An 18,629-nucleotide genomic window follows, 5' to 3' on the forward strand; every position below is an offset into this window, starting at 1 on the left:
CGCAGACCAGGCGCGACCTCTGACCAGGGACGACGTCTGACCAGGCACGACGGACGAGATGAGGAACGATCGTGACCACCAGGTCCGCGGATCCGGCCCTTGACCGCTGGGGATTCTCCGCATGGCTGGACGCCACCCGCCGCAGCGGTGACTTCGTGATGCCACCCGAGCTCGACGACGTGAACGACGCGGTCATCAGCGTCGACGGCCGCAAGATGATCAACTTTGCCGGCATCGGCATCCTGGGCTGGCAGCACGACCCGGAGGTGCGCAGGGTCTTCGCCGAGACGGCGGCGACGTACGGCCTGGTCGTCGGCGGCTCCCGGCTGGTCCAGGGGGTGTCCCGGCCGCACCTGGAGCTGGAGCGGCTGGTCGCCGAGATCAGCGGCAAGGAGAAGGCGCTGACCTTCGCCACCGGGCTGCTGGCCAACGTCGGCTTCGTCAACGCGATGAGCGCCGCCTTCTCGTTCGACGACCGGGTCGGCGTGGACAACGCGGACGCCGTGCTCGTGCTCGACCGGCGCAGCCACTGGAGCGTCTGGAAGGGCACCGAGGGCTTCGAGCGGGGGCGCAACCTGTTCGCCTTCCGCCACAACGACCCCGCCCATCTCAGGGAGCTGCTGGAGCAGCTGCGCGGCCGGCCGGTGATCGTGGGGTTCGAGACCGTGTACTCCGCGGACGGCTCGATCGCGCCGATCGGCGCGATCCTCGACCTGTGCGACGAGTTCGGCGCGGTCAGCTTCGCCGACGACGCCAACGGCTTCATGGTCTACGGCAACGGCGGCCACCGGTTCGCCGCCGAGTACGAGGCGCTGCGCCGGGTGACCTTCCTGATGGTCTCGTTCGGCAAGGGCGTCGGGCTCAGCGGCGGCGCCCTGGCCGGACCGGCCGACGCGATCGACGCCTTCCACTACCTGTCGGGCACGTCGATGTTCACCACCAACATCCAGCCGCCGACCGCCGGCGCCATCGTGCACGTGCTGCGCAGGATGCGCCAGGACCCGTCGGTGATGGAGCGCTACCTCGACCGGGTCGACGGGCTGCGTGCGCGGCTGCTCGAGATCGGCTGCGCCATCAACCCCACCCCGACCTACGTCACCTCGATCGCGATCGGCTCCCGGGACGTCGGGCTGCGGGTCCGCCAGGAGTTCCTGGACCGCGGATACCTGGTCCCGATGTTCGGCTACCCCGCGGTGAAGAAGGACGCGGCGGTGATCCGGCTGCTGATGAACGACCGGATCGCCGACAAGGACCTGAACGGCTTCGTCGACACCCTGGCCGAGCTCAGGCACCGGTACGAGTTCTGAGACCGGCCCGCTCGACCGCGACGCACGGAGGCTGACGATGGCCCCACTGTCCGGTGGCCCTGGGCTCGGCAGCCCTGGACCCAGCGGCCCTGAACCCAGCGGCCCTGGACCCAGCAGTCCTGGACCCGGCAGCGCTGGACCCGGTGACCCTGGACCCGGCGCCCCGGGGCTCGATGCGCGGAGCCGGCGCCGGGTCGCCGAGCTGTACGCGACCGACCAGCAGGTCCGCGACGCCAGGCCGCTCGCGGCGGTCACGGAGGCGCTCCGGGCGCCGGGGCTGTCGCTGGGACGCATCCTGGCGATCATCATGGCGGGCTACGCGGACCGGCCCGCGCTCGGCGAGCGCGCGCGGGAGCTGGTCGTCGACTCCGAGACCGGGGTGAGGACGCTTCGCCTGCTGCCGAGGTTCGACACGATCAGCTACCGCGAGCTGTGGTCCCGCGCCGGCGCCATCGCCGCCGAGTGGCTGCACCATCCAGGCGCCCCGCTGGGTGTCGGCGATCTTGTCGGCGTCCTCGGTTTCACCGGCGCCGACTACACCACGATCGAGCTGGCCTGCGTCCGCGGCGGGGCCGTCTCGGTGCCGTTGCAGTCCGGCGCGGCGGCGAGCCAGCTCGTGTCGATTCTGGCCGAGACCCAGCCGCGGATCCTCGCCGTCACGGTGGACCTGCTGGCGACCGCCGTCGAGGGCGCGCTGGCCAGCCCGTCGGTGCGCAGGCTGGTGGTCTTCGACGACCACGCCGAGGCCGACGCGCACCGGCAGGCGTGCGACGCCGCCCGCCGCCGCCTGGCCGACGCCGCCCGCCCGACCGAGTCCGGCCACCCGGCCGTGCTGGACTCGCTGGCCACCCTGGTGGCGCGGGGCGCGCGCCTGCCGGCGCCGCCGGTGCCGGAGGCCGCGCCGGACGACGCGCGGCTCGCCACCGTGATCTACACCTCCGGCAGCACGGGCACGCCGAAGGGCGCGATGTACCCCAACGGCCTGGTCAAGCTGGCCTGGCGGGCCGGGTTCTGGCCCAGGTCGGACGACCTGCCGGTCATCTCCTACAACTGCCTGCCGATGAGCCACGTGTCGGCGCGGGCCACGCTGGCCGGGACGCTGGCCGCCGGGGGGACCAGCCACTTCGCGGCGGCGAGCGACCTGTCGACGCTGTTCGAGGACATCGCGCTGGTCCGGCCGACGGCGCTGCGCCTGGTGCCCCGCCTCTGCGACCTGCTGTTCCAGCGCCACCGCGGCGAGCTGGACCGGCGGTCGGCCGGCGCGGGCGACCAGGCGGCCGTCGACGCGGAGGTGAAGAAGGAGCTGCGCGAGGACCTTCTCGGCGGCCGCCTGGCCTGGATCGGATCGGGGTCCGCCCCGTTGTCCGCCGAGATGGCCGCCTTCATCGAGTCGTGCACCCAGCTCCCGGCGCACGACGGCTACGGCTCGACCGAGACCGGGCGCGTGCTCGTCGACGGGAGGGTGTCCCGGCCCCCGGTGCGGGACTACCGGCTCGACGACGTCCCCGAGCTGGGCTACTCCCGCGCCGACTCGCCGTACCCCCGCGGCGAGCTGCTGGTCAGGACCGCGGCCCTCATCCCCGGGTACTACCGGCGCCCCGAGCTCACCGCGCGGCTCGTCGACGCCGACGGCTACTACCGGACCGGCGACATCATGGCCGAGATCGGACCGGACGAGCTGGCCTTCGTCGAGCGTCGCGCCCACGTGCTGAAACTGGCCCAGGGCGAGTTCGTCGCCGTCGCCCGGCTGGAGGCGCTGTTCGCCACCAGCCCGCTCGTCCACCAGGTCTTCGTCCACGGCGACAGCGAGCGTGCCTACCTGCTCGCGGTGGCGGTGCCCACGGCGGCGGCCCTCGACCGGGCCGGGGAGGACGGCCCGGCGCTCAGGTCGCTGATCCTTGAGTCCCTGCGGCGCACCGCGCGCGACGCCGGCCTGAGCCCGCATGAGATCCCCCGCGACGTCCTGATCGAGACCGAGCCGTTCAGCGTGGAGAACGGCCTGCTCTCGGGCGTCCGCAAGCCCCTGCGGCCCAGCCTCGAGCGCCGCTACGGCGAGGGTCTGGAGCGGCTGTACGCCGAGCTCACCGAACGGGAGGCCGACGAGCTGGGCGCGCTGCGCCGCGCGGGCCGCGACCAGCCGGTCCTCGACGCCGTGACGCGGGCGGCCCAGGCGCTGCTCGGGCGCGTGAACGGCGAGGCGCACCCCGAGGCGCACTTCCTCGACCTCGGCGGCGACTCGCTGTCCGCGCTGTCGTTCGCCACGCTGCTCGCCGAGATCTTCGCGGTCGACGTGCCGGTGGGCGTCATCACCAGCCCGGCCCACGACCTTCGGAAGGTGGCGAGCCACCTCGAAACGGCGCTGCGGTCAGGGCCGAGCGGGCCGACGTTCGCGACGGTGCACGGCGCCGACGCCACGCGGGTCAGGGCCACCGACCTCGCCCTGGACAGGTTCCTCGACGACCGGACGCTCGGCGCGCCGGCGCGGTCGAGCGGCCCGGCCCGCGTCGTGCTGCTGACCGGCGCCACCGGCTACCTCGGCCGCTTCCTGTGCCTGGAATGGCTGGAGCGGCTGGCGCCGACGGGCGGCCTGCTGATCTGCGTCGTGCGAGCCGCCGACCCCGGCGCCGCGCGTGCCCGGCTCGCCGGGGCGTTCGACTCGGGCGATCCCGACCTGGTCGCCCGGTTCCAGCGGCTGGCCGCCCGGCACCTGGAGGTCGTCGCGGGCGACGTCAGCGAACCCGGCCTCGGCCTGGACGAGGCGACCTGGCGGCGCCTGGCCGAGACCGTCGACCTCATCGTCCACTCGGCCGCCCTGGTCAACCACCTGCTGCCCTACGAGCAGCTGTTCGGCCCCAACGTCGTCGCCACGGCCGGGCTGATCCGCCTGGCGCTCACCGCGCGGACCAAGCGGTTCACCTACGTGTCCACCATCGGCGTGGTCGCCGCCCAGTCCGCCGCCCGCGCCGAGGACGCCGACATCCGCCTCGCGAGCCCCGTCCGCGCGCTCGACGGGCGATACGCCAGTGGCTACACGGCGAGCAAATGGGCCGGGGAGGTCCTGCTCAGGGCGGCGCACGAACGGTACGGCCTGCCGGTGGCCGTCCTGCGGCCGGACCTGATCCTCGCCCACAGCCGCTACGCGGGCCAGCTGAACCTCTCCGACGTCGTCACCAGGCTGCTGTTCAGCCTCGCCGCCACGGGCCTCGCGCCGCGGACCTTCGAGGCCGCCGACGCGGGCCGGGCGCGGGCGCGGGTCGGCGGCCTGCCGGTCGACGTCACAGCGGCCGCCGTCGCCACGCTGGGCGCGTGGCCGGACCAGGGCTACCAGACCTTCAACGTGCTCCAGCCGTCCGGCGACGGACCGTCCCTCGACACGCTCGTCGACGGGCTCGTCGAGGCCGGCTGCCGCCTGACGCGGATCGAGGACTACGCCCAGTGGCTGGCGCGGTTCGCGACCGCGGTGCGCGCGCTGCCCGAGCGGCGCCGGCGGTATTCGCTGCTTCCCCTGCTCACCGCGTTCGGGCAGCCCGGCGACCCCGTCGGACGCCTCGGATTCCCGACCGACCATTTCGCGACCGGCCCTGTCCCCGCCGACCGCTTCCTCGCCGCCGCGAGCAGGGCCGGGCTTGGCGCCGCGGTGGCCACACCCGGAATCTCGGCCGCGCTGCTGCGGAAGTACGTCAGCGACCTGCGCGGGCTGGACCTGCTCTGAGCCGGGCTGGACCTGCTCTGAGCAGGCTCTGGACCTGATCCGAGCGGGCTGGCGCGGGCGGACCGGCGGATCCCGGCGGGATTCTCAGGTCCCGGCGGCATTGTCAGGCGGCGGTCAGCAGGCAGGTGCAGCTGCCGTGCGCGACGAGCTTTCCGTCGGCGGCGGTGACGGTCGCCTCGGCGGTCGCCGTGCGGCGCCCGACGTGGACGGGCCGCGCCTCGCACGTCAGGATGTCCGCGGTCAGGCCGACCGGGCGGACGAAGTTCACCTTGAGTTCCAGGGTCGTGTAAAAGGTGTCGGCCGGCAGCCTCGTGTAGACGGCGCTGCCCATCGCGGTGTCCATCAGGGTGGCGATCACTCCGCCGTGCACGATGAACATGGCGTTCGCCGCCGCCGGCGAGGGCTGAAGGGTCCAGACGGAAAGACCGACCTCCAGGTCTTTCAGATGGATGCCGAGCGAGTGGCCGACGCCGATCTGGTCGGCCAGGCCCTGGTCCAGCAGAACCCGCAGGTCGGCGATCCGCTGGGCCACCTCCGGGGTCGGCTGGGCGCCGCCGCCGTCGCGGGCGGCCCCGTCGCGCTGGCGGATGACAGCCGGGACGCCGTTCTTCGCCGCGATGCCGTCCTGGTCCACGGGATCACCCTTTCTGTCGCTATTCCGCCACGATATCGGCCATTCGGCGGGAGGTTCAAGAAGCGCGCAATATGCCGAGGCTCAGGCGAACGGCTGGCGAACGGTCGGCTGCCGGCGGATTAAAGCCTGGCGCGGCTGGCGAATGTCGCGCCGAAATACCCCAGATGACGGGGTGCCGCCGTGACCGAAGTCGCTTTCTGGCTCCTTTTCTGGCAATCGGTCCATGGCGGATTGGCTGTTGCGCGCCGGGACCGCGATGGCCTCGGGCGGCCGGGCGAAAGGCTGTGACGCGGGTCACAGAGGGGTCGTTTCACGGTTCGGTGGGGCCGTCTCGTCCTCGGGGTGAGCGGCGCCCAGACGGGGCGCCACCCACCGAGGAGGACCTCATGACAGTGCGGAAGAACCCGGCCGCGAGCGGCGGAGGAACCCGGATCCTGGTCCTGGGCGGCGGCTACACCGGCCTGATGACGGCGGTCCGGGTGGCCAGGCGGACCCGGCGCCAGGGCGGCCAGGTGACCCTGCTGAACCCGTCGGACCGGTTCGTCGAGCGCCTGCGGCTGCACCAGCTCGCCACCGGCCAGGAGCTCGCCGACCTGCGCATCCCACGGCTGCTCGCCGGCACCGGCGTCACGTTCGTGCGGGGCGCGGCCGTCCGGATCGACCGGGCGGCCCACACCGTCGACGTCGAGGGCCCGGACGGGCCCGGTCAGCTCGGGTACGACCTCCTCGTCTACGCGCTCGGGAGCGCGGCCGACCTCGGCTCGGTGCCCGGCGCGGCCGACCACGCGTACACCCTCAACGGCCCGGCAGCGGCGGGCCGGCTGGCGGACCGGCTGGCCGAGCTCGCGCTGCCCGGCGAGGACGTGACTGTCGGCGCTGAGACGCCAGCCGGCGCTGAGACGCCACCCGGCCAGGCCACGTCAGCGGGGCGGGTCGCGATCGTCGGGGCCGGGCTCACCGGGATCGAGATGGCCGCCGAGATCGCCGAGACGTTTCCCGCCCTGCGGGTCGTCCTGCTCAGCCGGGACCAGCCGGGGCTCATGATGGGCGCCGCGGCCCGCGCCTATCTGTACCGGGCGCTCGACCGGCTCGGGATCGAGGTGCGCGCCGGCGTCGACGTCACGAAGGTGCTGCCGGGCGCGGTCGAGGTCGACGGCGACCTGGCGCCGATGGCGGCGGACGCCGTCGTGTGGACCACCGGCTTCCGCGCGCCGGCGCTGGCCGCCGAGGCCGGCCTCGCGGTGGACGGCCACGGCAGGGTCGTCGTCGACCAGGCGCTGCGGTCCGAGACGGACCCGGCGGTCTACGTGATCGGCGACGCCGCCGCGGTACGCCAGCCCTGGGGGACCCTGCACGGCAGCTGCCAGAGCGGGCTGCCGACCGCCGCGCACGCCGCCGACAGCATCGGGCGCCAGCTGCGCGGCCGGGCTCCGAGGCCGTTCCGGTTCGGCTACATCCACCAGCCGGTGAGCCTCGGGCGCCGCGACGCCGTCATCCAGTTCACCCACGGCGACGACAGCCCGCGGCGCTGGTACCTGAAGGGCCGGGCGGCCGTGACCTACAAGGAGCTGGTCAGCGGCAGCCCGCCCTGGACCTACCGGCTGTCGCGGTGGTTCAGCGCGCCGATGGCGATGCTGGCGCCGGGCACCGGGCCGCGCTGGGCCCGCCGTGGCCGGTGAGTGGAACCGGCGTGGGGCCGGCGCGCCGCCGTCGGCCTCCCGGGTACTCGGCTCTCGGATACCCGGCCTCCGGGCACTCGGGCCCCGGGCACTCGGGCCTAGCCCAGCGCGGTCAGCTTCTCGGGGTTGCTGACCAGGTGGACGGTCCGCACCAGGCCGTCCACCAGGTGCAGGGTGATCGCCACCACCGCGGTCGGGCCGGACCGGATCACGATGCCGGGGCCCGCGTTGAGCGTGACGAGCTCGACGCTCGGCTCCGGCGGCATCCGGCCCGCGAAGGTGGCCAGTGCCCGGGCCACCAGCTCGGCGCCGTGGATCGCCTTGCGCGGCGCCGGCGCGAGGCCACCGCCGTCGCTGACCAGCTCCACGTCGGGCGCGAGCACCGCCATCAGCGCGCCCAGGTCGCCCCCGGCGGCCGCGGCCAGGAACCGTTCGGTCGCGGCCGTGCGGGTGGCCAGGTCGGTGTCGTAGCGGGTGCGCCGGGCCTCGACGTGCGCGCGGGCGTGCCGGGCGGTCTGGCGGGCGGTCGCCTCGGTCCGCCCGACGATCTCGGCGATCTCGCCGTACGGGTAGCCGAACGCCTCCCGCAGCACGAACACCGCCCGCTCGATCGGGGACAGCGTCTCCAGCACGAGCAGCAGCGCGGTCGAGACCGAGTCCGCCAGGGCCACGTCCTCGGCCACGTCAGGGCTGGTGAGCATCGGCTCGGGCAGCCAGGGCCCGACGTAGGACTCATGGCGCGCCTGCGCGCTGCGCAGCCGGTCGATCGCCAGCCGGGTCGTCGTGCGCACCAGGTACGCCTCGGGGTCCGCGACCTGCCCGACGTCGGCCAGGCTCCAGCGCAGCCAGGCGTCCTGTACCACGTCCTCGGCGTCGCCGGTCCGCCCGAGCACCCGGTAGGCGACGGCCAGCAGCCGGCCGCGATGGCGCTCGAACTCCCGGACCGTGTCCGTCCCGGCCGTGCCGGCGATGTCCGCCCCGGCCGTGCCGGCGATGTCCGCGGCCTCGACCCCGTCGGCCATCGCGCCTCCTCGCCCGGTCAAGCTGCCACCACGATTCTCCGCCAGCATCCCCGCACAAGCCACGCCCAGCGCGTCCGAGTGGGCAGCCCGACCTCGGTCCTACGTCGTGGTTGCCGCATTGGTGGGTTCACGACCACCTCGTGGGACCGGTTTGGCGAGAGCGGGCACCCGGGATTTCTCCTCGCGAGGTGGGAATCGCGGGACTACATTTCCTGTGCTGGTCCGTGGGCTAAGGGGGCTCGTCGTGCGCGCGCGGTGGACGGTGGACAGCGGGGCGCCGCAGCTCTACCTCGGGTCGGGTTTCGCCGGTGTCGGCGCGTTCCAGCTGCTGGACGGCCTGCGCGGGGGAGAGGCCAGCACCGGCTGGCTGGGCTCCGCGGCCGGCGCACTCCTCTTTGGAGTCTTTCTTGTCGTCGACGGTTTGCCGCGCGCGTGGCGACGACGGCGATTCGAGACGGTCGCCACGGCACTGGTCGCGGGGAGGGTCGTGACGGCGCCTGGCCGGGTGGTGCTGAGCACGGTACTGGACCGGGTGATGGCGGGCGTGGGTTACGGTGCCGTGCTCGCCGGCGGCGCCTACCTCCTGCACGCCTTCTCGTTGTTCCCGGACCTCTGTGTAGCGGCGATCCCGGTGTTGCAGTACCTGACCTCCGGGGATCGGGTCGCGGAGCTGGCCCGCACCGCCGACCTCGCCGACGAGTAGACCCCTGGCGACTGGCGCGCGCCGGGGGCGCGTCGCGCGCCAGCCCGGTGGGTGGATACTTGCGCGGCGTCTCGTCGGCCAGTGCGCGGGGGCGGCGTGGCCGCGGGGCGGCGTGTCTCGGCGAAGCGGGGAGCCCCAGATGTTCATCGTGTCCACGGCGATTCTGCTCGCCGTGTATCTCGGCAGCCAGGTGTTACATGAAGCCGGCCACGCCCTCGCGGCACTGCTGGTCGGCTACCGGGTCCGTGGCTTCGTCCTCTTCGGGTCATCGGCGGAATTCGCCCGGCCCGGTCGGTTCATCAGGTTCGGCCGGAGTTTCGGTCGGGCAGCCACTATGGTCACCCCGCGCCGCGGCCGGATCCGCGGCTGGCGGGGGATCGTCGTCTACAGCGGCGGGGTGTTCGTGAACCTGGTGCTCGCGGTGCTCAGCGCGCCGCTGAGCGTAAGCGGGCTGCGGTGCATCTTTCGGTCTGGCTCCAGCAACGGTCCATGTGTGGCAAGCAGCCCGATGCTTCCGTCTCATCTGGAAGAGATCCTGCCGTCGCACCCGGCGCTCTGGCTTGCCGTCCAGATCCTCTTCTTCGTCAATCTGGTCGCGGTTTTCACGAATCTCGTGCCGCGGGTCATGCCCGGCAGCGTCTCCGACGGGAAGCACATCCTCGATCTGCTTCGCAACCCGTCCAACACCGAATGGGTCGTGATGGCCAAGGGTTCTGTCGTCATCGACCGTCCGCGTTCGGAGGTGTGGGATTTCCTGTACGAGCCCAGCAACGTGACGCAGTACGACGACACCATCGTGACCGCCTACCGGAAGCCCGGCTCCCCGCTGGGTGTCGGTGAGATCCACGTCAACCACCGTCGACCCGTGCCGCCGGCGACGGAAGGCCGGGTCGACGAGACGGAGATCTACGAGTTCGATCCGCCCTCGCTTTTCGTCTTCGGAGCGGCCGGGACCGGGGTGATCAGGACCGAGTTGCGGCTGCACGCGGTCGAACCGGGTGTCACCCGGCTCAGCCAGGTTGCCTGGTTTGGCAAATATCCGGCCCAGTCACCCCGCTACGAGGCTCGGGTGCTCGCCGCCCTCGAGGCGAGGCGGCCTCCGATCGCGGAGGAGCTGACCCGCAACCTCGAGGCAATCGGGCGCACGCTGACCACCGCTGGCTCCGGCCCCGAGGACGCCGTGATCGGGGCCTAGCCAGGCGGAGCCGTCCGGGCGGCCCGCTCCACGAGTGAGCTGGGCGGGGCCGGTCGGCGGGCGAGCCGGCCCGCGAGGAGTCTGGCGCCGACGGATGGGACGGCGGCCCCGACCGCGCCGACCAGGCCGAGCAGGGCGAAGGGCACGAGCCTCGACGCGAGCGACGCGTGGCCGTCGTAGCCGGCGATCATGAAGGTCACCGCCAGGGCGAAGCCGAAGAGGCCACCGGTCACGGCGGCCGAACGCCGTCCGCGCGCTGCCAGGCCGAGGGCCGCGGCTAGGAGCCCCCACGGGATGAGGATCAGGCCGGAGCCGACGAGAACGAGGCGGGCGCCCGCGAAGCCGGCGGCGACGCCGAGCGGCACTGCTACCGGTGGAATCCACGATCTGCGCATGTGTTCCCTTCCCCTGGGTCGCGACTACACCTAGACTATCTAGGTATGGGAGTTGATCGCGCCAAGGGGCATCTCGACACCTTGATCCTTTCCGTGCTCAGCGCGGGACCGGGCCACGGGTACGAGGTGATCGCGCAGTTGCGCAGGCGCAGCGACGGAGCGTTCGACATGCCGGAGGGCACGGTCTACCCGTCGCTGCACCGGCTGGAGAAGCAGGGCCTGCTGGAGAGCGACTGGGACACGCATGACGGCCGCCGCCGCCGGATCTACCGGCTGACGGCCCAGGGCGCGGCCGCGCTCGCCGCCGCCACCACCGAATGGCGGCGGTTCTCCGCCAGCGTCAACGCCGTACTGGGAGTCGCCGGATGACGATCGAGGAGTACCTGGACGAGCTGCTGGCCCGGTCGACCGGCCCCGCGGGCGAGGTCCGGCGCCTGCTGGTCGAGACCGAGGCGCACCTGCGCGACGCGGCCGACGCGGAGGTCGCGGCGGGACTCGACCCCGCCGCGGCACAGCAGCGGGCCATCGAGCGGTTCGGCAGCCCGCGCGCGGTGGCCAGGGCGGCACACCGCGCCCGCCGGCCCTTCGTGGTCGTGGCGCTGGCGGTCGCCGGCGTCCGGATGGCGGCGGTCGGCCTGGTCGCGGTCGGCCTGTCGGCCCTGCTGGCCCGGCTGCTCGCCGTGTTCGCCGGCACGGCGTTCGTCTACGGGCTGCCGGCCGGGGCGGCCGTGCCGGCGGGGAGCTGCGCGCACTGGCTGGTCGCGCAGCCCGCGGCCACGAGCTGCGCGCGGGCCGCGAGCCTCGAGAACGCCGACGACACGCTGCTGTTCCGCGTCGGCGGCGCGGTCCTCGGCCTGCTGGTGCTCGCCGTCGCGTGGGCGCTGCTGCGCCGCCGGCCGCGGGCGGCGACGCCGGACTACGTCCCCGCGATGGGCCTGACCCTCTTCGGCGTCGCCGGAGTGGTACTTCTGCTGGGGGCCTACTGGAACTTCTACGTCCCCGGCCTGTGGGGACGGGGCCTGTGGCTCGTCGCGGGCGCGGCCGCTCTCGCCGTGGCCGCCGGCTACGGCACGGCCCTCGCCCACCGGCTGCGCCCGGTCTGAGGCGCCCGGGTCCGAGGCGCCTGGATCTGAGGCGCCTGGATCTGAGGCGCCCGGGTCTGAGGCGCCCGGCCTGAGGTGCCGGCCCGCGTGTAACCACGGCCCCTATCTGAGGGGTGGCGGCGTCAGCGGGGACGATCGGTTTCGGACGGTGGTAGGTGGCAGCGGGTGGATGGGGTGCGCGGCGACGATCTCCGGACTCGGCGCGGCCGGCCGGGAACGGGCCGGCCGCGCCGGAGCCGGCCGCGGGCGTGTCGGACGACCGCGGGCCGGGTGGCGGTGACCGGTCGGGCGGGCGCGGGCCGGACGGCGGCCAGCCGCCCGACCGTCGTGGGGCCGGGACCGGGCCACACCTGCGGGTCGTGCCCGACGCCGGGTACGCGGGCTGGGACGAGATCTACCGCGACAACGTCGAACGGGTGTACCGGATCATGTTCGCGAAGGTCGGCAACCGCGCGGACGCCGAGGACCTCACGGCCGAGGTGTTCATGACGGCGCTGCGCCCGCTGCGGGTGTCGGCGAGCGTCGGCGAGGTCCGGGCGTACCTGCTCGCCACCGCGCGCACCGTGCTGGCCGGCTACTGGCGTCGCACCCTCGGGCTGCCGGTCACGACGCTGGACGAGGAACGGGTCGAGACGGCGTTCGCCGACCGGGACGACGACGCGGAGGCGATCGCCCGGGCGGAGGCGATCCTGCGCGCGTTGCCGCCGCGCCACGAGCGCATCCTGCGGCTGCGGTTCCTGCAGGCGTGCTCGGTACGGGACGCCGCCACCGAGCTCGGCGTCACGGTGTCGAACGCGAAGGTCCTGCAGCACCGGGCGTTGCGCCAGGCGGCCGAGGTGGCCAGGAGGATGGCGCTGTGAGGGGGCCGCGAGGCCGGGGCGGCCCGTGGCGCTTCGTCGACGATCTGATCCACCAGCGGCGGCCGAGGCCGTTCCGGGCCCGGCCGGGGGACGAAGAGCAGGTCCGGATGGGCATCCTGCTGGGGTCGGCCCGGCCCGGCGCCGGCGCCGTGCGGCCCGAGTTCGTCGAGCAGCTGCACCGACGGCTCGCGGCCGCCGGACTGGAGACGGGAGCCGCGACGGCCGGCCCCGGCGCCGAGGCCCAGGGCACGGCCGAGGCCCAGAGCACCGCCGAGGCCGCGGCCGGAGCGCGGGCTGGCGGGTCCGGCGGTCCCTTCCGGCCCGAGGGCCCTGCGCGGTCGACCCGCCGCAGGGTCGTCCAGGTCACCTCGCTCGCGGCCGGCTCCGCCGCGGTGGGTGCCGGCCTGGACCGGGTGCTGGCCGGCCGGCCAGGCGGGCCGGCGGCCACGGCGGATGAGGCGCCGCCGGTCGACCAGACGGCGGTGCTGACGCCGAACAGCGGGGTCTGGCGGACCGTCGCGACCAGCCGGGACCTGCCGGTGGGCGGGGTCCACCCGTTCGACGCCGGCACGGTCAGCGGCTTCGTGGAGCGCGGCGCCGACGGGCGGGTCCGCGGCGTCACCGGCACCTGTACCCATCAGGGCTGCCGGCTCGTGCTGGACCCGGCGGTCGCGCGGCTGAACTGCCCGTGCCACCGGACCGTCTTCGCGGTGACGGGTGAGGTGGTGCGCTCCCAGCTGCGGCCACAGCCCCGGCGCCTGCCGGAGCTGCGGGTCCGCGAGATCGACGGGCTCGTGCAGGTCTTCGTCCCGCCGAACTCGGTCTGAGCCGCCCGCTTTCCCGGAATACGCCAGGACATTCTTCGCCGCCGCCCGCCGTGTAACCCCGGCCGCTATCTAGAAGCGGACGCAAATGTGCGGGCCCGGCGTCTACGGGCCCCCGACACAAGGCCCCTGACAATGGGCCGGACGGGTCACGGCAATGCGAATTCCTATCGGGCGGGGACGGGCCGGACGGCTCGTCGCGGTGGTGGCGTTGGCGGCTGGGCTGCCGATGCTGGCCGCGTGCGGCGGCTCCTCGGGACCCGCGGCGCAGGCCGGTGCCAGCGTGTCCGCTCCGCCGGCGGCGACCAGCGCCGCAGGTGGGGGCGGTGACACGCCCAGCGCGACGATGCCGGGCATGACGATGCCGGGTATGACGATGCCGGCCGGAGCCGCCGGCAGCTCGGCGGCCGGCCCGGCGACGGCGACCAGCAAGGTCACCATCCAGAACTTCGCCTTCTCGCCGGAGGCGGTGACGGTAAAGGTCGGCACGACCGTGACCTGGACGAACACCGATTCCGACGCGCACACGGTCACAGCCAAGGACGGCAGCTTCCATTCACCGACCATGGACACCGGAGCGACCTACCAGTACACCTTCACTAAGCCGGGAACCTACCCGTACCTGTGTTCCATCCACCCGTTCATGCTCGCCACGGTGGTGGTGACGCCATGAGGCGCGAACGCACCGGCGGGACGCACGACGAGCCGGGGGTGCCCGGCGCCGGGGCGGGCATGACCCGCCGGCAGCTGGCCCGCCACGGCGCCTGGTTCGGGGCCGCGGTGGCCCTGACCGTCGCCGGCGGTGAGGTGATCAGCCAGGTCTCGGACGGCCGCGCCACCGGCCAGGCGGCCGCGGCCGACCAGGCGACGCTGCGCTTCGTCCAGGTCAGCGACAGCCACATCGGCTTCCACGGGACCGCCAACCCCGACGTCACCGGCTCGTTCGCCCGGGCCATCGCCCAGGTCAACGCGCTGCCCGACCGGCCGGACTTCGTCATGCACACCGGCGACCTCACCCACCTGTCCACGCCGGCCCAGTTCGACCAGGTCAGCCAGATGATGCGGGGCCTGCGGGCCGGCGCAGTGCACACCGTGCCGGGTGAGCACGACTCCGTCGACGACGGCGGGCGGGCCTACCGGGCGGCCTTCGGCGCCGGCTCCCGCGGCGACGGCTGGTACAGCTTCGACGTCAAGGGCGTCCATGTCCTCGCCCTGGTGAACACCCTGAGCCTGGAGAAGCTCGGCCACCTGGGCGCCGACCAGCTCGCCTTCATCCGCCAGGACGTGGCCGGCCTGTCCAGTGACACCCCGATCCTGGTCTTCAGCCACATCCCGCTGTTCGCGATGTACCCGACCTGGGGCTGGGGCACCGACGACGCCGTGCAGGCCCTGAGCTACCTGCGCCGGTTCTCCTCGGTGACCTGCCTCAACGGCCACGTCCACCAGCTGTTCAGCCGGACGGAGGGCAACGTGGTCTTCCGCAGCGCGACGACCACCGCCTACCCGCTGCCCAAGCCCGGCGACGGCCCGGCACCGACGCCCCAGACGCTGCCGGCCGGCCAGCTGGGGGCGGCCCTGGGGATCCGCGAGGTCAGCTACCTGCCCCGGGACCCGCGGCCGGCGATCACCGATCTGGAGCTGGCGTGACGCCCGGGGCCGCCCGCGGCTGGGCCGTTCGCGCCGTCGACGTGGCGGCGGCGGGGCTGCTGGTGGTCAGCGGCTACGTCCACCTCGACCTCTACCGGCACGGCTACCGGTCGATCCACGATGTCGGCGTCGCGTTCGCGGTGCAGGCGGCGGGCTCGTTCGCGGTCGCCGCGCTCCTGCTGGTCAGCCTTGCCGTGGCGGGGTCGCCCGTGTTGCGGCTCGGCGCCGCCGCGCTGGCGGCCGGCGCGCTGGTCGGGTTCGTGCTGTCCCGCACGGTCGGGGTGTTCGGGTTCGAGGAGCGCGGGCTGCAACCGTCCCCGCAGGCGCTGGTCAGCGTGCTCGCCGAGGGCGCGCTCCTGGTCCTGCTGGCCGGCCTGGCGTTGGCCTGGGTCAGACAGTCGGGTGGTCGCCGGTCTCGCTGAACTCGCGGGAGCGGCGTTCGGACTCGGCGTCGCCGCCGAACAGCCGGGCGTCGTCGCCGTCGCGCTGGCTCGCGGGACGACGGCCGGCGCCGGCCTGGCCGGGGACATGGCCGGCGCCGGCGGCCGGCCGGTCGCCGTTGGCGGGGCGGCTCGGGTCGTCGCCCATGGGCCAGGGGCCGGACCGGGCCGGCTTGGTGAGCAGGTCCGGGTAGGGCGCCTCGATCCGGGTCCGCGGCAGGGCCGTCGGACTGTGCTCCCGCAGCCAGCGCACCAGCGCCTCGCGGACCAGGCAGCGCAGGTCGAACACCGTCGGTCCGTCCTTCCCGCTGACCAGGACGCGGACCCGCACGTAGCCGGCGACCGCGTCGGTCACCTGCAGGACCGCGACCCGCCCGTCCCACAGGTCGGTGTCGGCCAGGATCGCGTGCAGTTCGGTGCGCAGGTCCTCGGTCGGCACCGACCAGTCGAGGTCGAGCTCGACGGCGCCGAGGACGGCGGACTCCTTGCGGGTCCAGTTCTGGAACGGGGTCGTCGTGAAGTACGTCGAGGGCAGGATCATCCGGCGGTCGTCCCAGATGTGGACGACGACGTAGGTGAGGGTGATCTCCTCGATGCGGCCCCACTCCTCCTCGACGACCACGACGTCGTCGACCCGGATCGCGTCGGTGAACGCGAGCTGCAGGCCGGCGAAGACGTTCGCCAGCGAGGTCTGCGCGGCGAGACCGGCGACGATGCCCACCACGCCGGCCGAGGCGAAGATGCTCGCCCCGGCGACGCGCACGCTCGGGAACGTCATCAGCATCGCCGCGACCGCGATGAGCGTGACGACCGCGGTGGTGATCCGGCGCAGCAGGGTGATCTGGGTGCGGACCCGGCGGGCGTGCCGGTTGTCGGCGATGTCGGTCCGGTAGCGGGCGAGCGCGAGGTCCTCCAGCACGAACGCGGCGACGGTCGCGAGCCAGGCGAAGCCCGCGATCAGCGCGAGCCCCAGGACGCGGATGAGCGCCGGGGTCCACTCCTGGCTCGGCGCCGCGTTCGCCGCGACGAGCAGGCCGAGCAGCACGGCGGTGATCCGCAGCGGCCGCCGGCCGCGCCGGGACACGTCCGCGGCGATCTGGGAGCGGTGCTCGGCCCGCCGCACGAGCCGGTCGGTCACAGAGGCCAGCAGGAAGCCGGCGGCCCCGGCCGTGGCGAGGACGACGAGCACCACCGGCGTCGAGTCGGCCGCGGGCAGGGACATGGCGGAAGAGCTGGGCACGAGTAGGGCTCCAGGGGTCGGGTGGCGGCCAGCATGGCGAGATCTACCCACGTGGGGGACCCCTCACCACTGCCCCCTTTGCTCCAGGTCAACAGGTGACGGCCTTCACAGGGAGCTGGCCCGGGTTCGGCCGGCCCGCGCAACCACTTCTGGTAGTCGACCAATCTCTTTCTGTATCGAATGATGGGCGCCACACACTCGTTTGTTTGAGCCGCGCGCTCGGTGGGGTAAAGCTCCCGATACACGACGGGTGATCGTCGAAAATGCTCTCCACACCAGGAGGAAATCGTGCTCTGGACTATCGTCGCCTGGATCGTGCTCGGTCTCATCGCCGGCGCCGTCGCGCGTGTTCTCGTGCCCGGACGTGACCCGATGAGCATTCCTGCCACCATTGTTCTCGGTGTCGTCGGCTCGTTCATCGGCGGATTCCTGGGTTACGTTCTCTTCGGTAAGGACCTCGGCGAGGGCGCGTTCCAGCCCTCCGGCATCATCGGGTCCATCATCGGCGCGATCGTCGCCCTGCTGATCTACCGGGCCGCCAGCCGGCGCCGCGTCCTGCGGTAACGGCGCACTGAGGATCGCGGGCCTCTCGGGGCCCTGGAAATCGACCGGCGACCGGGCGGCTTTTGTATCGGTGGCCGCCGCGGTATCCCCCGGACACGGGCGGCCGGCGCACCTTCAAGGTGTGCCGGCCGCCCGTCGCTATGCCCTCGCCGAGACGCCGCTTCTCCCGCCCGACGGGTCCGTCACAGGTCCGGGACGCCGCCCGCGGCGCCCGCGGAGGCGGGCCGGTAGCCGAGAATTCTGGCCCGCTCCTTCCGGTACCACTTGACGTCCTGGGCGAGGCCCGACCGTTCGAGCGTCCAGATCAGCCATTTCGTCGGATCAGGGCGCAGGCCCGAACCGTGGACGACGCACCCCGGGATCACGTGGTGCAGCCAGTGCCACCCCTCGCCCATGGTGGGCAGCACGGTCAGGGCGAAGTTGCGCGCCAGCCGGGCGCTGCGCACCGCCGACGGCTTCTCGCTGCCGCGGGTGCCCCAGACATGGCAGACCGAGTTGATCGACGCGGTGAAATGGAACAGCAGGAACACCCGTAGAAAGCCGGCGACGAGAAGCCCGTCGAGCTGCCAGCCGGTTGCCGCCCACGGAACCAGGAAGCTCAGCACGGCCGGCACCACGTAGTAGCGGCGCTGCAGCCCCACCAGCCGATCGACGTCGTCGCGCCGGTCGAAGGGGGCTGGAAGCTGCTGATGCACCAGCATCCAGCCCATGTGGGCGTGCCACAGCCCGCGCCAGAATCCGTCGTACTGGTTCGGGGTGTGCGGATCGAGATCCCGTACGTCGGTGTGTGCGTGATGGGCCAGGTGCGTTCTGCGCCAGCTTTCCAGCGTCCCCTCGATGGCCATCGCGCCGGTGAAGAGCAGGACGGCACGCAGGACCGGCGAGCAGCGGAAGCCCTCGTGCGTCAGGTAACGGTGGTATCCGACCGTGACGCCGAAACCGGTGACGACATAGCTGCCGACCGTCCAGGCCAGCACCGTCCCGCTGATGCCGTGATAAGCGATCCGGGCGACGGCGACGGCCGCCAACACGGTCAGCACGGTCAGCCAGACGACGTTCGTGGTGATGACGCCCGACCGCGGTGGCGCGTTCTCGCGCGACTCATCGGCGCACGGATTCATACTGCTCTCCTTCGGCACGCAGCTCCGCTACTTCATGCGCTACCGGGATCCAGAGCAGCCCGGCCAGCCTGCCACCCGCGAGGCTGGGCCGGAAGGGGAATCAAGGTGAAACCGATATGGCCGCTGGGTTCACCACGCCAGGACCTGAGGCCAGCGCCTCGTGTGTCAGGCCTCGTGTGTCAG

The 18,629-nt window shown here is 73.3% G+C and carries 18 protein-coding genes; 13 read left to right on the top strand and 5 right to left on the bottom strand.

Annotation, left to right across the window (positions count from 1 at the left end):
• Positions 1 to 71 precede the first annotated feature (71 nt).
• Entirely contained in the window at positions 72 to 1,307 is a 1,236-nt protein-coding gene (locus tag FRAEUI1C_RS13130) for an aminotransferase class I/II-fold pyridoxal phosphate-dependent enzyme (RefSeq protein ID WP_013423786.1), read from the top strand.
• A 37-nt stretch (positions 1,308 to 1,344) separates the two neighbouring features.
• The gene (car, locus tag FRAEUI1C_RS13135; protein WP_013423787.1) at positions 1,345 to 5,019 is read left to right on the top strand and encodes a carboxylic acid reductase; all 3,675 of its coding nucleotides are present in this window, start codon (positions 1,345 to 1,347) and stop codon (positions 5,017 to 5,019) included.
• Positions 5,020 to 5,122: 103 nt separating this feature from the next.
• Here the strand turns inward: car and FRAEUI1C_RS13140 are convergent, their stop codons facing one another.
• Entirely contained in the window at positions 5,123 to 5,653 is a 531-nt protein-coding gene (locus FRAEUI1C_RS13140; protein WP_013423788.1) for a PaaI family thioesterase, read from the bottom strand.
• A 386-nt stretch (positions 5,654 to 6,039) separates the two neighbouring features.
• Here FRAEUI1C_RS13140 and FRAEUI1C_RS13145 point away from each other — a divergent pair, with 386 nt between their 5' ends.
• Positions 6,040 to 7,332 (top strand): NAD(P)/FAD-dependent oxidoreductase, encoded by a 1,293-nt coding sequence (locus FRAEUI1C_RS13145; protein WP_013423789.1) that lies wholly within the window; start codon positions 6,040 to 6,042, stop codon positions 7,330 to 7,332.
• A 98-nt stretch (positions 7,333 to 7,430) separates the two neighbouring features.
• Here the strand turns inward: FRAEUI1C_RS13145 and sigJ are convergent, their stop codons facing one another.
• On the bottom strand, positions 7,431 to 8,354 hold the full coding sequence (gene sigJ / locus FRAEUI1C_RS13150) for an RNA polymerase sigma factor SigJ (RefSeq protein ID WP_013423790.1): 924 nt from the start codon (positions 8,352 to 8,354) through the stop codon (positions 7,431 to 7,433).
• A gap of 244 nt (positions 8,355 to 8,598) precedes the next feature.
• Between sigJ and FRAEUI1C_RS13155 the strand changes: the two genes are divergently transcribed.
• Together FRAEUI1C_RS13155 and FRAEUI1C_RS13160 are read left to right on the top strand one after the other, a co-directional pair.
• On the top strand, positions 8,599 to 9,057 hold the full coding sequence (locus FRAEUI1C_RS13155; protein ID WP_013423791.1) for a hypothetical protein: 459 nt from the start codon (positions 8,599 to 8,601) through the stop codon (positions 9,055 to 9,057).
• Between the two features lie 139 nt (positions 9,058 to 9,196).
• A complete protein-coding gene (locus FRAEUI1C_RS13160) occupies positions 9,197 to 10,252 on the top strand; it encodes an SRPBCC family protein (protein WP_013423792.1) in 1,056 nt (351 codons plus the stop codon).
• On the opposite strand, the gene FRAEUI1C_RS13165 is transcribed toward FRAEUI1C_RS13160, so the two are convergent.
• Entirely contained in the window at positions 10,249 to 10,647 is a 399-nt protein-coding gene (locus tag FRAEUI1C_RS13165) for a hypothetical protein (protein ID WP_013423793.1), read from the bottom strand. The two genes, FRAEUI1C_RS13160 and FRAEUI1C_RS13165, sit on opposite strands and share 4 nt — an antisense overlap.
• 45 nt (positions 10,648 to 10,692) lie before the next feature.
• Here FRAEUI1C_RS13165 and FRAEUI1C_RS13170 point away from each other — a divergent pair, with 45 nt between their 5' ends.
• The 7 genes from FRAEUI1C_RS13170 to FRAEUI1C_RS13200 all read left to right on the top strand — a co-directional run bounded on the left by FRAEUI1C_RS13170 (position 10,693) and on the right by FRAEUI1C_RS13200 (position 15,503).
• Positions 10,693 to 11,016 carry a PadR family transcriptional regulator gene (locus FRAEUI1C_RS13170; protein ID WP_013423794.1) on the top strand — a complete coding sequence of 108 codons (324 nt, stop codon included), beginning with the start codon at positions 10,693 to 10,695 and terminating at the stop codon, positions 11,014 to 11,016.
• Positions 11,013 to 11,750: a permease prefix domain 1-containing protein gene (locus FRAEUI1C_RS13175; protein WP_013423795.1), complete on the top strand. Its 738-nt coding sequence runs from the start codon at positions 11,013 to 11,015 to the stop codon at positions 11,748 to 11,750. Before FRAEUI1C_RS13170 ends, FRAEUI1C_RS13175 begins: the two co-directional genes overlap by 4 nt.
• A 248-nt stretch (positions 11,751 to 11,998) precedes the next feature.
• Positions 11,999 to 12,610: an RNA polymerase sigma factor gene (locus FRAEUI1C_RS13180; protein WP_013423796.1), complete on the top strand. Its 612-nt coding sequence runs from the start codon at positions 11,999 to 12,001 to the stop codon at positions 12,608 to 12,610.
• Positions 12,607 to 13,437, top strand: coding sequence for a QcrA and Rieske domain-containing protein (locus FRAEUI1C_RS13185; protein WP_013423797.1), 831 nt, complete (start codon positions 12,607 to 12,609; stop codon positions 13,435 to 13,437). The genes FRAEUI1C_RS13180 and FRAEUI1C_RS13185 overlap by 4 nt, the downstream gene beginning before the upstream one ends.
• Before the next feature lie 154 nt (positions 13,438 to 13,591).
• Entirely contained in the window at positions 13,592 to 14,107 is a 516-nt protein-coding gene (locus tag FRAEUI1C_RS40205; protein ID WP_013423798.1) for a cupredoxin domain-containing protein, read from the top strand.
• Positions 14,104 to 15,081, top strand: coding sequence for a metallophosphoesterase family protein (locus tag FRAEUI1C_RS13195; protein WP_013423799.1), 978 nt, complete (start codon positions 14,104 to 14,106; stop codon positions 15,079 to 15,081). The genes FRAEUI1C_RS40205 and FRAEUI1C_RS13195 overlap by 4 nt, the downstream gene beginning before the upstream one ends.
• Positions 15,078 to 15,503: a hypothetical protein gene (locus FRAEUI1C_RS13200; RefSeq protein WP_013423800.1), complete on the top strand. Its 426-nt coding sequence runs from the start codon at positions 15,078 to 15,080 to the stop codon at positions 15,501 to 15,503. Before FRAEUI1C_RS13195 ends, FRAEUI1C_RS13200 begins: the two co-directional genes overlap by 4 nt.
• On the opposite strand, the gene FRAEUI1C_RS13205 is transcribed toward FRAEUI1C_RS13200, so the two are convergent.
• Complete coding sequence (locus FRAEUI1C_RS13205; protein ID WP_013423801.1) at positions 15,472 to 16,761, bottom strand: mechanosensitive ion channel family protein; 1,290 nt, start codon at positions 16,759 to 16,761, stop codon at positions 15,472 to 15,474. The two genes, FRAEUI1C_RS13200 and FRAEUI1C_RS13205, sit on opposite strands and share 32 nt — an antisense overlap.
• 288 nt (positions 16,762 to 17,049) lie before the next feature.
• On the opposite strand from FRAEUI1C_RS13205, the gene FRAEUI1C_RS13210 reads away from it, so the two are divergent.
• The gene (locus FRAEUI1C_RS13210; RefSeq protein WP_013423802.1) at positions 17,050 to 17,325 is read left to right on the top strand and encodes a GlsB/YeaQ/YmgE family stress response membrane protein; all 276 of its coding nucleotides are present in this window, start codon (positions 17,050 to 17,052) and stop codon (positions 17,323 to 17,325) included.
• 182 nt (positions 17,326 to 17,507) lie between these two features.
• On the opposite strand, the gene FRAEUI1C_RS13215 is transcribed toward FRAEUI1C_RS13210, so the two are convergent.
• Positions 17,508 to 18,446, bottom strand: a complete 939-nt coding sequence (locus FRAEUI1C_RS13215; protein ID WP_013423803.1) for an acyl-CoA desaturase — start codon at positions 18,444 to 18,446, stop codon at positions 17,508 to 17,510.
• Between the last annotated feature and the right edge of the window lie 183 nt (positions 18,447 to 18,629).

It is taken from the genome of Pseudofrankia inefficax (assembly GCF_000166135.1).
Taxonomy (GTDB): Bacteria; Actinomycetota; Actinomycetes; order Frankiales; family Frankiaceae; genus Pseudofrankia; species Pseudofrankia inefficax.

Bases quoted from the DNA above. Each gene is read 5' to 3' on its own strand.
- car (WP_013423787.1), top strand. From the start codon at position 1,345: ATGGCCCCACTGTCCGGTGGCCCTGGGCTCGGCAGCCCTGGACCCAGC.
- FRAEUI1C_RS13145 (WP_013423789.1), top strand. From the start codon at position 6,040: ATGACAGTGCGGAAGAACCCGGCCGCGAGCGGCGGAGGAACCCGGATC.
- sigJ (WP_013423790.1), bottom strand. From the start codon at position 8,354: ATGGCCGACGGGGTCGAGGCCGCGGACATCGCCGGCACGGCCGGGGCG.
- FRAEUI1C_RS13160 (WP_013423792.1), top strand. From the start codon at position 9,197: ATGTTCATCGTGTCCACGGCGATTCTGCTCGCCGTGTATCTCGGCAGC.
- FRAEUI1C_RS13165 (WP_013423793.1), bottom strand. From the start codon at position 10,647: ATGCGCAGATCGTGGATTCCACCGGTAGCAGTGCCGCTCGGCGTCGCC.
- FRAEUI1C_RS13170 (WP_013423794.1), top strand. From the start codon at position 10,693: ATGGGAGTTGATCGCGCCAAGGGGCATCTCGACACCTTGATCCTTTCC.
- FRAEUI1C_RS13175 (WP_013423795.1), top strand. From the start codon at position 11,013: ATGACGATCGAGGAGTACCTGGACGAGCTGCTGGCCCGGTCGACCGGC.
- FRAEUI1C_RS40205 (WP_013423798.1), top strand. From the start codon at position 13,592: ATGCGAATTCCTATCGGGCGGGGACGGGCCGGACGGCTCGTCGCGGTG.
- FRAEUI1C_RS13195 (WP_013423799.1), top strand. From the start codon at position 14,104: ATGAGGCGCGAACGCACCGGCGGGACGCACGACGAGCCGGGGGTGCCC.
- FRAEUI1C_RS13215 (WP_013423803.1), bottom strand. From the start codon at position 18,446: ATGAATCCGTGCGCCGATGAGTCGCGCGAGAACGCGCCACCGCGGTCG.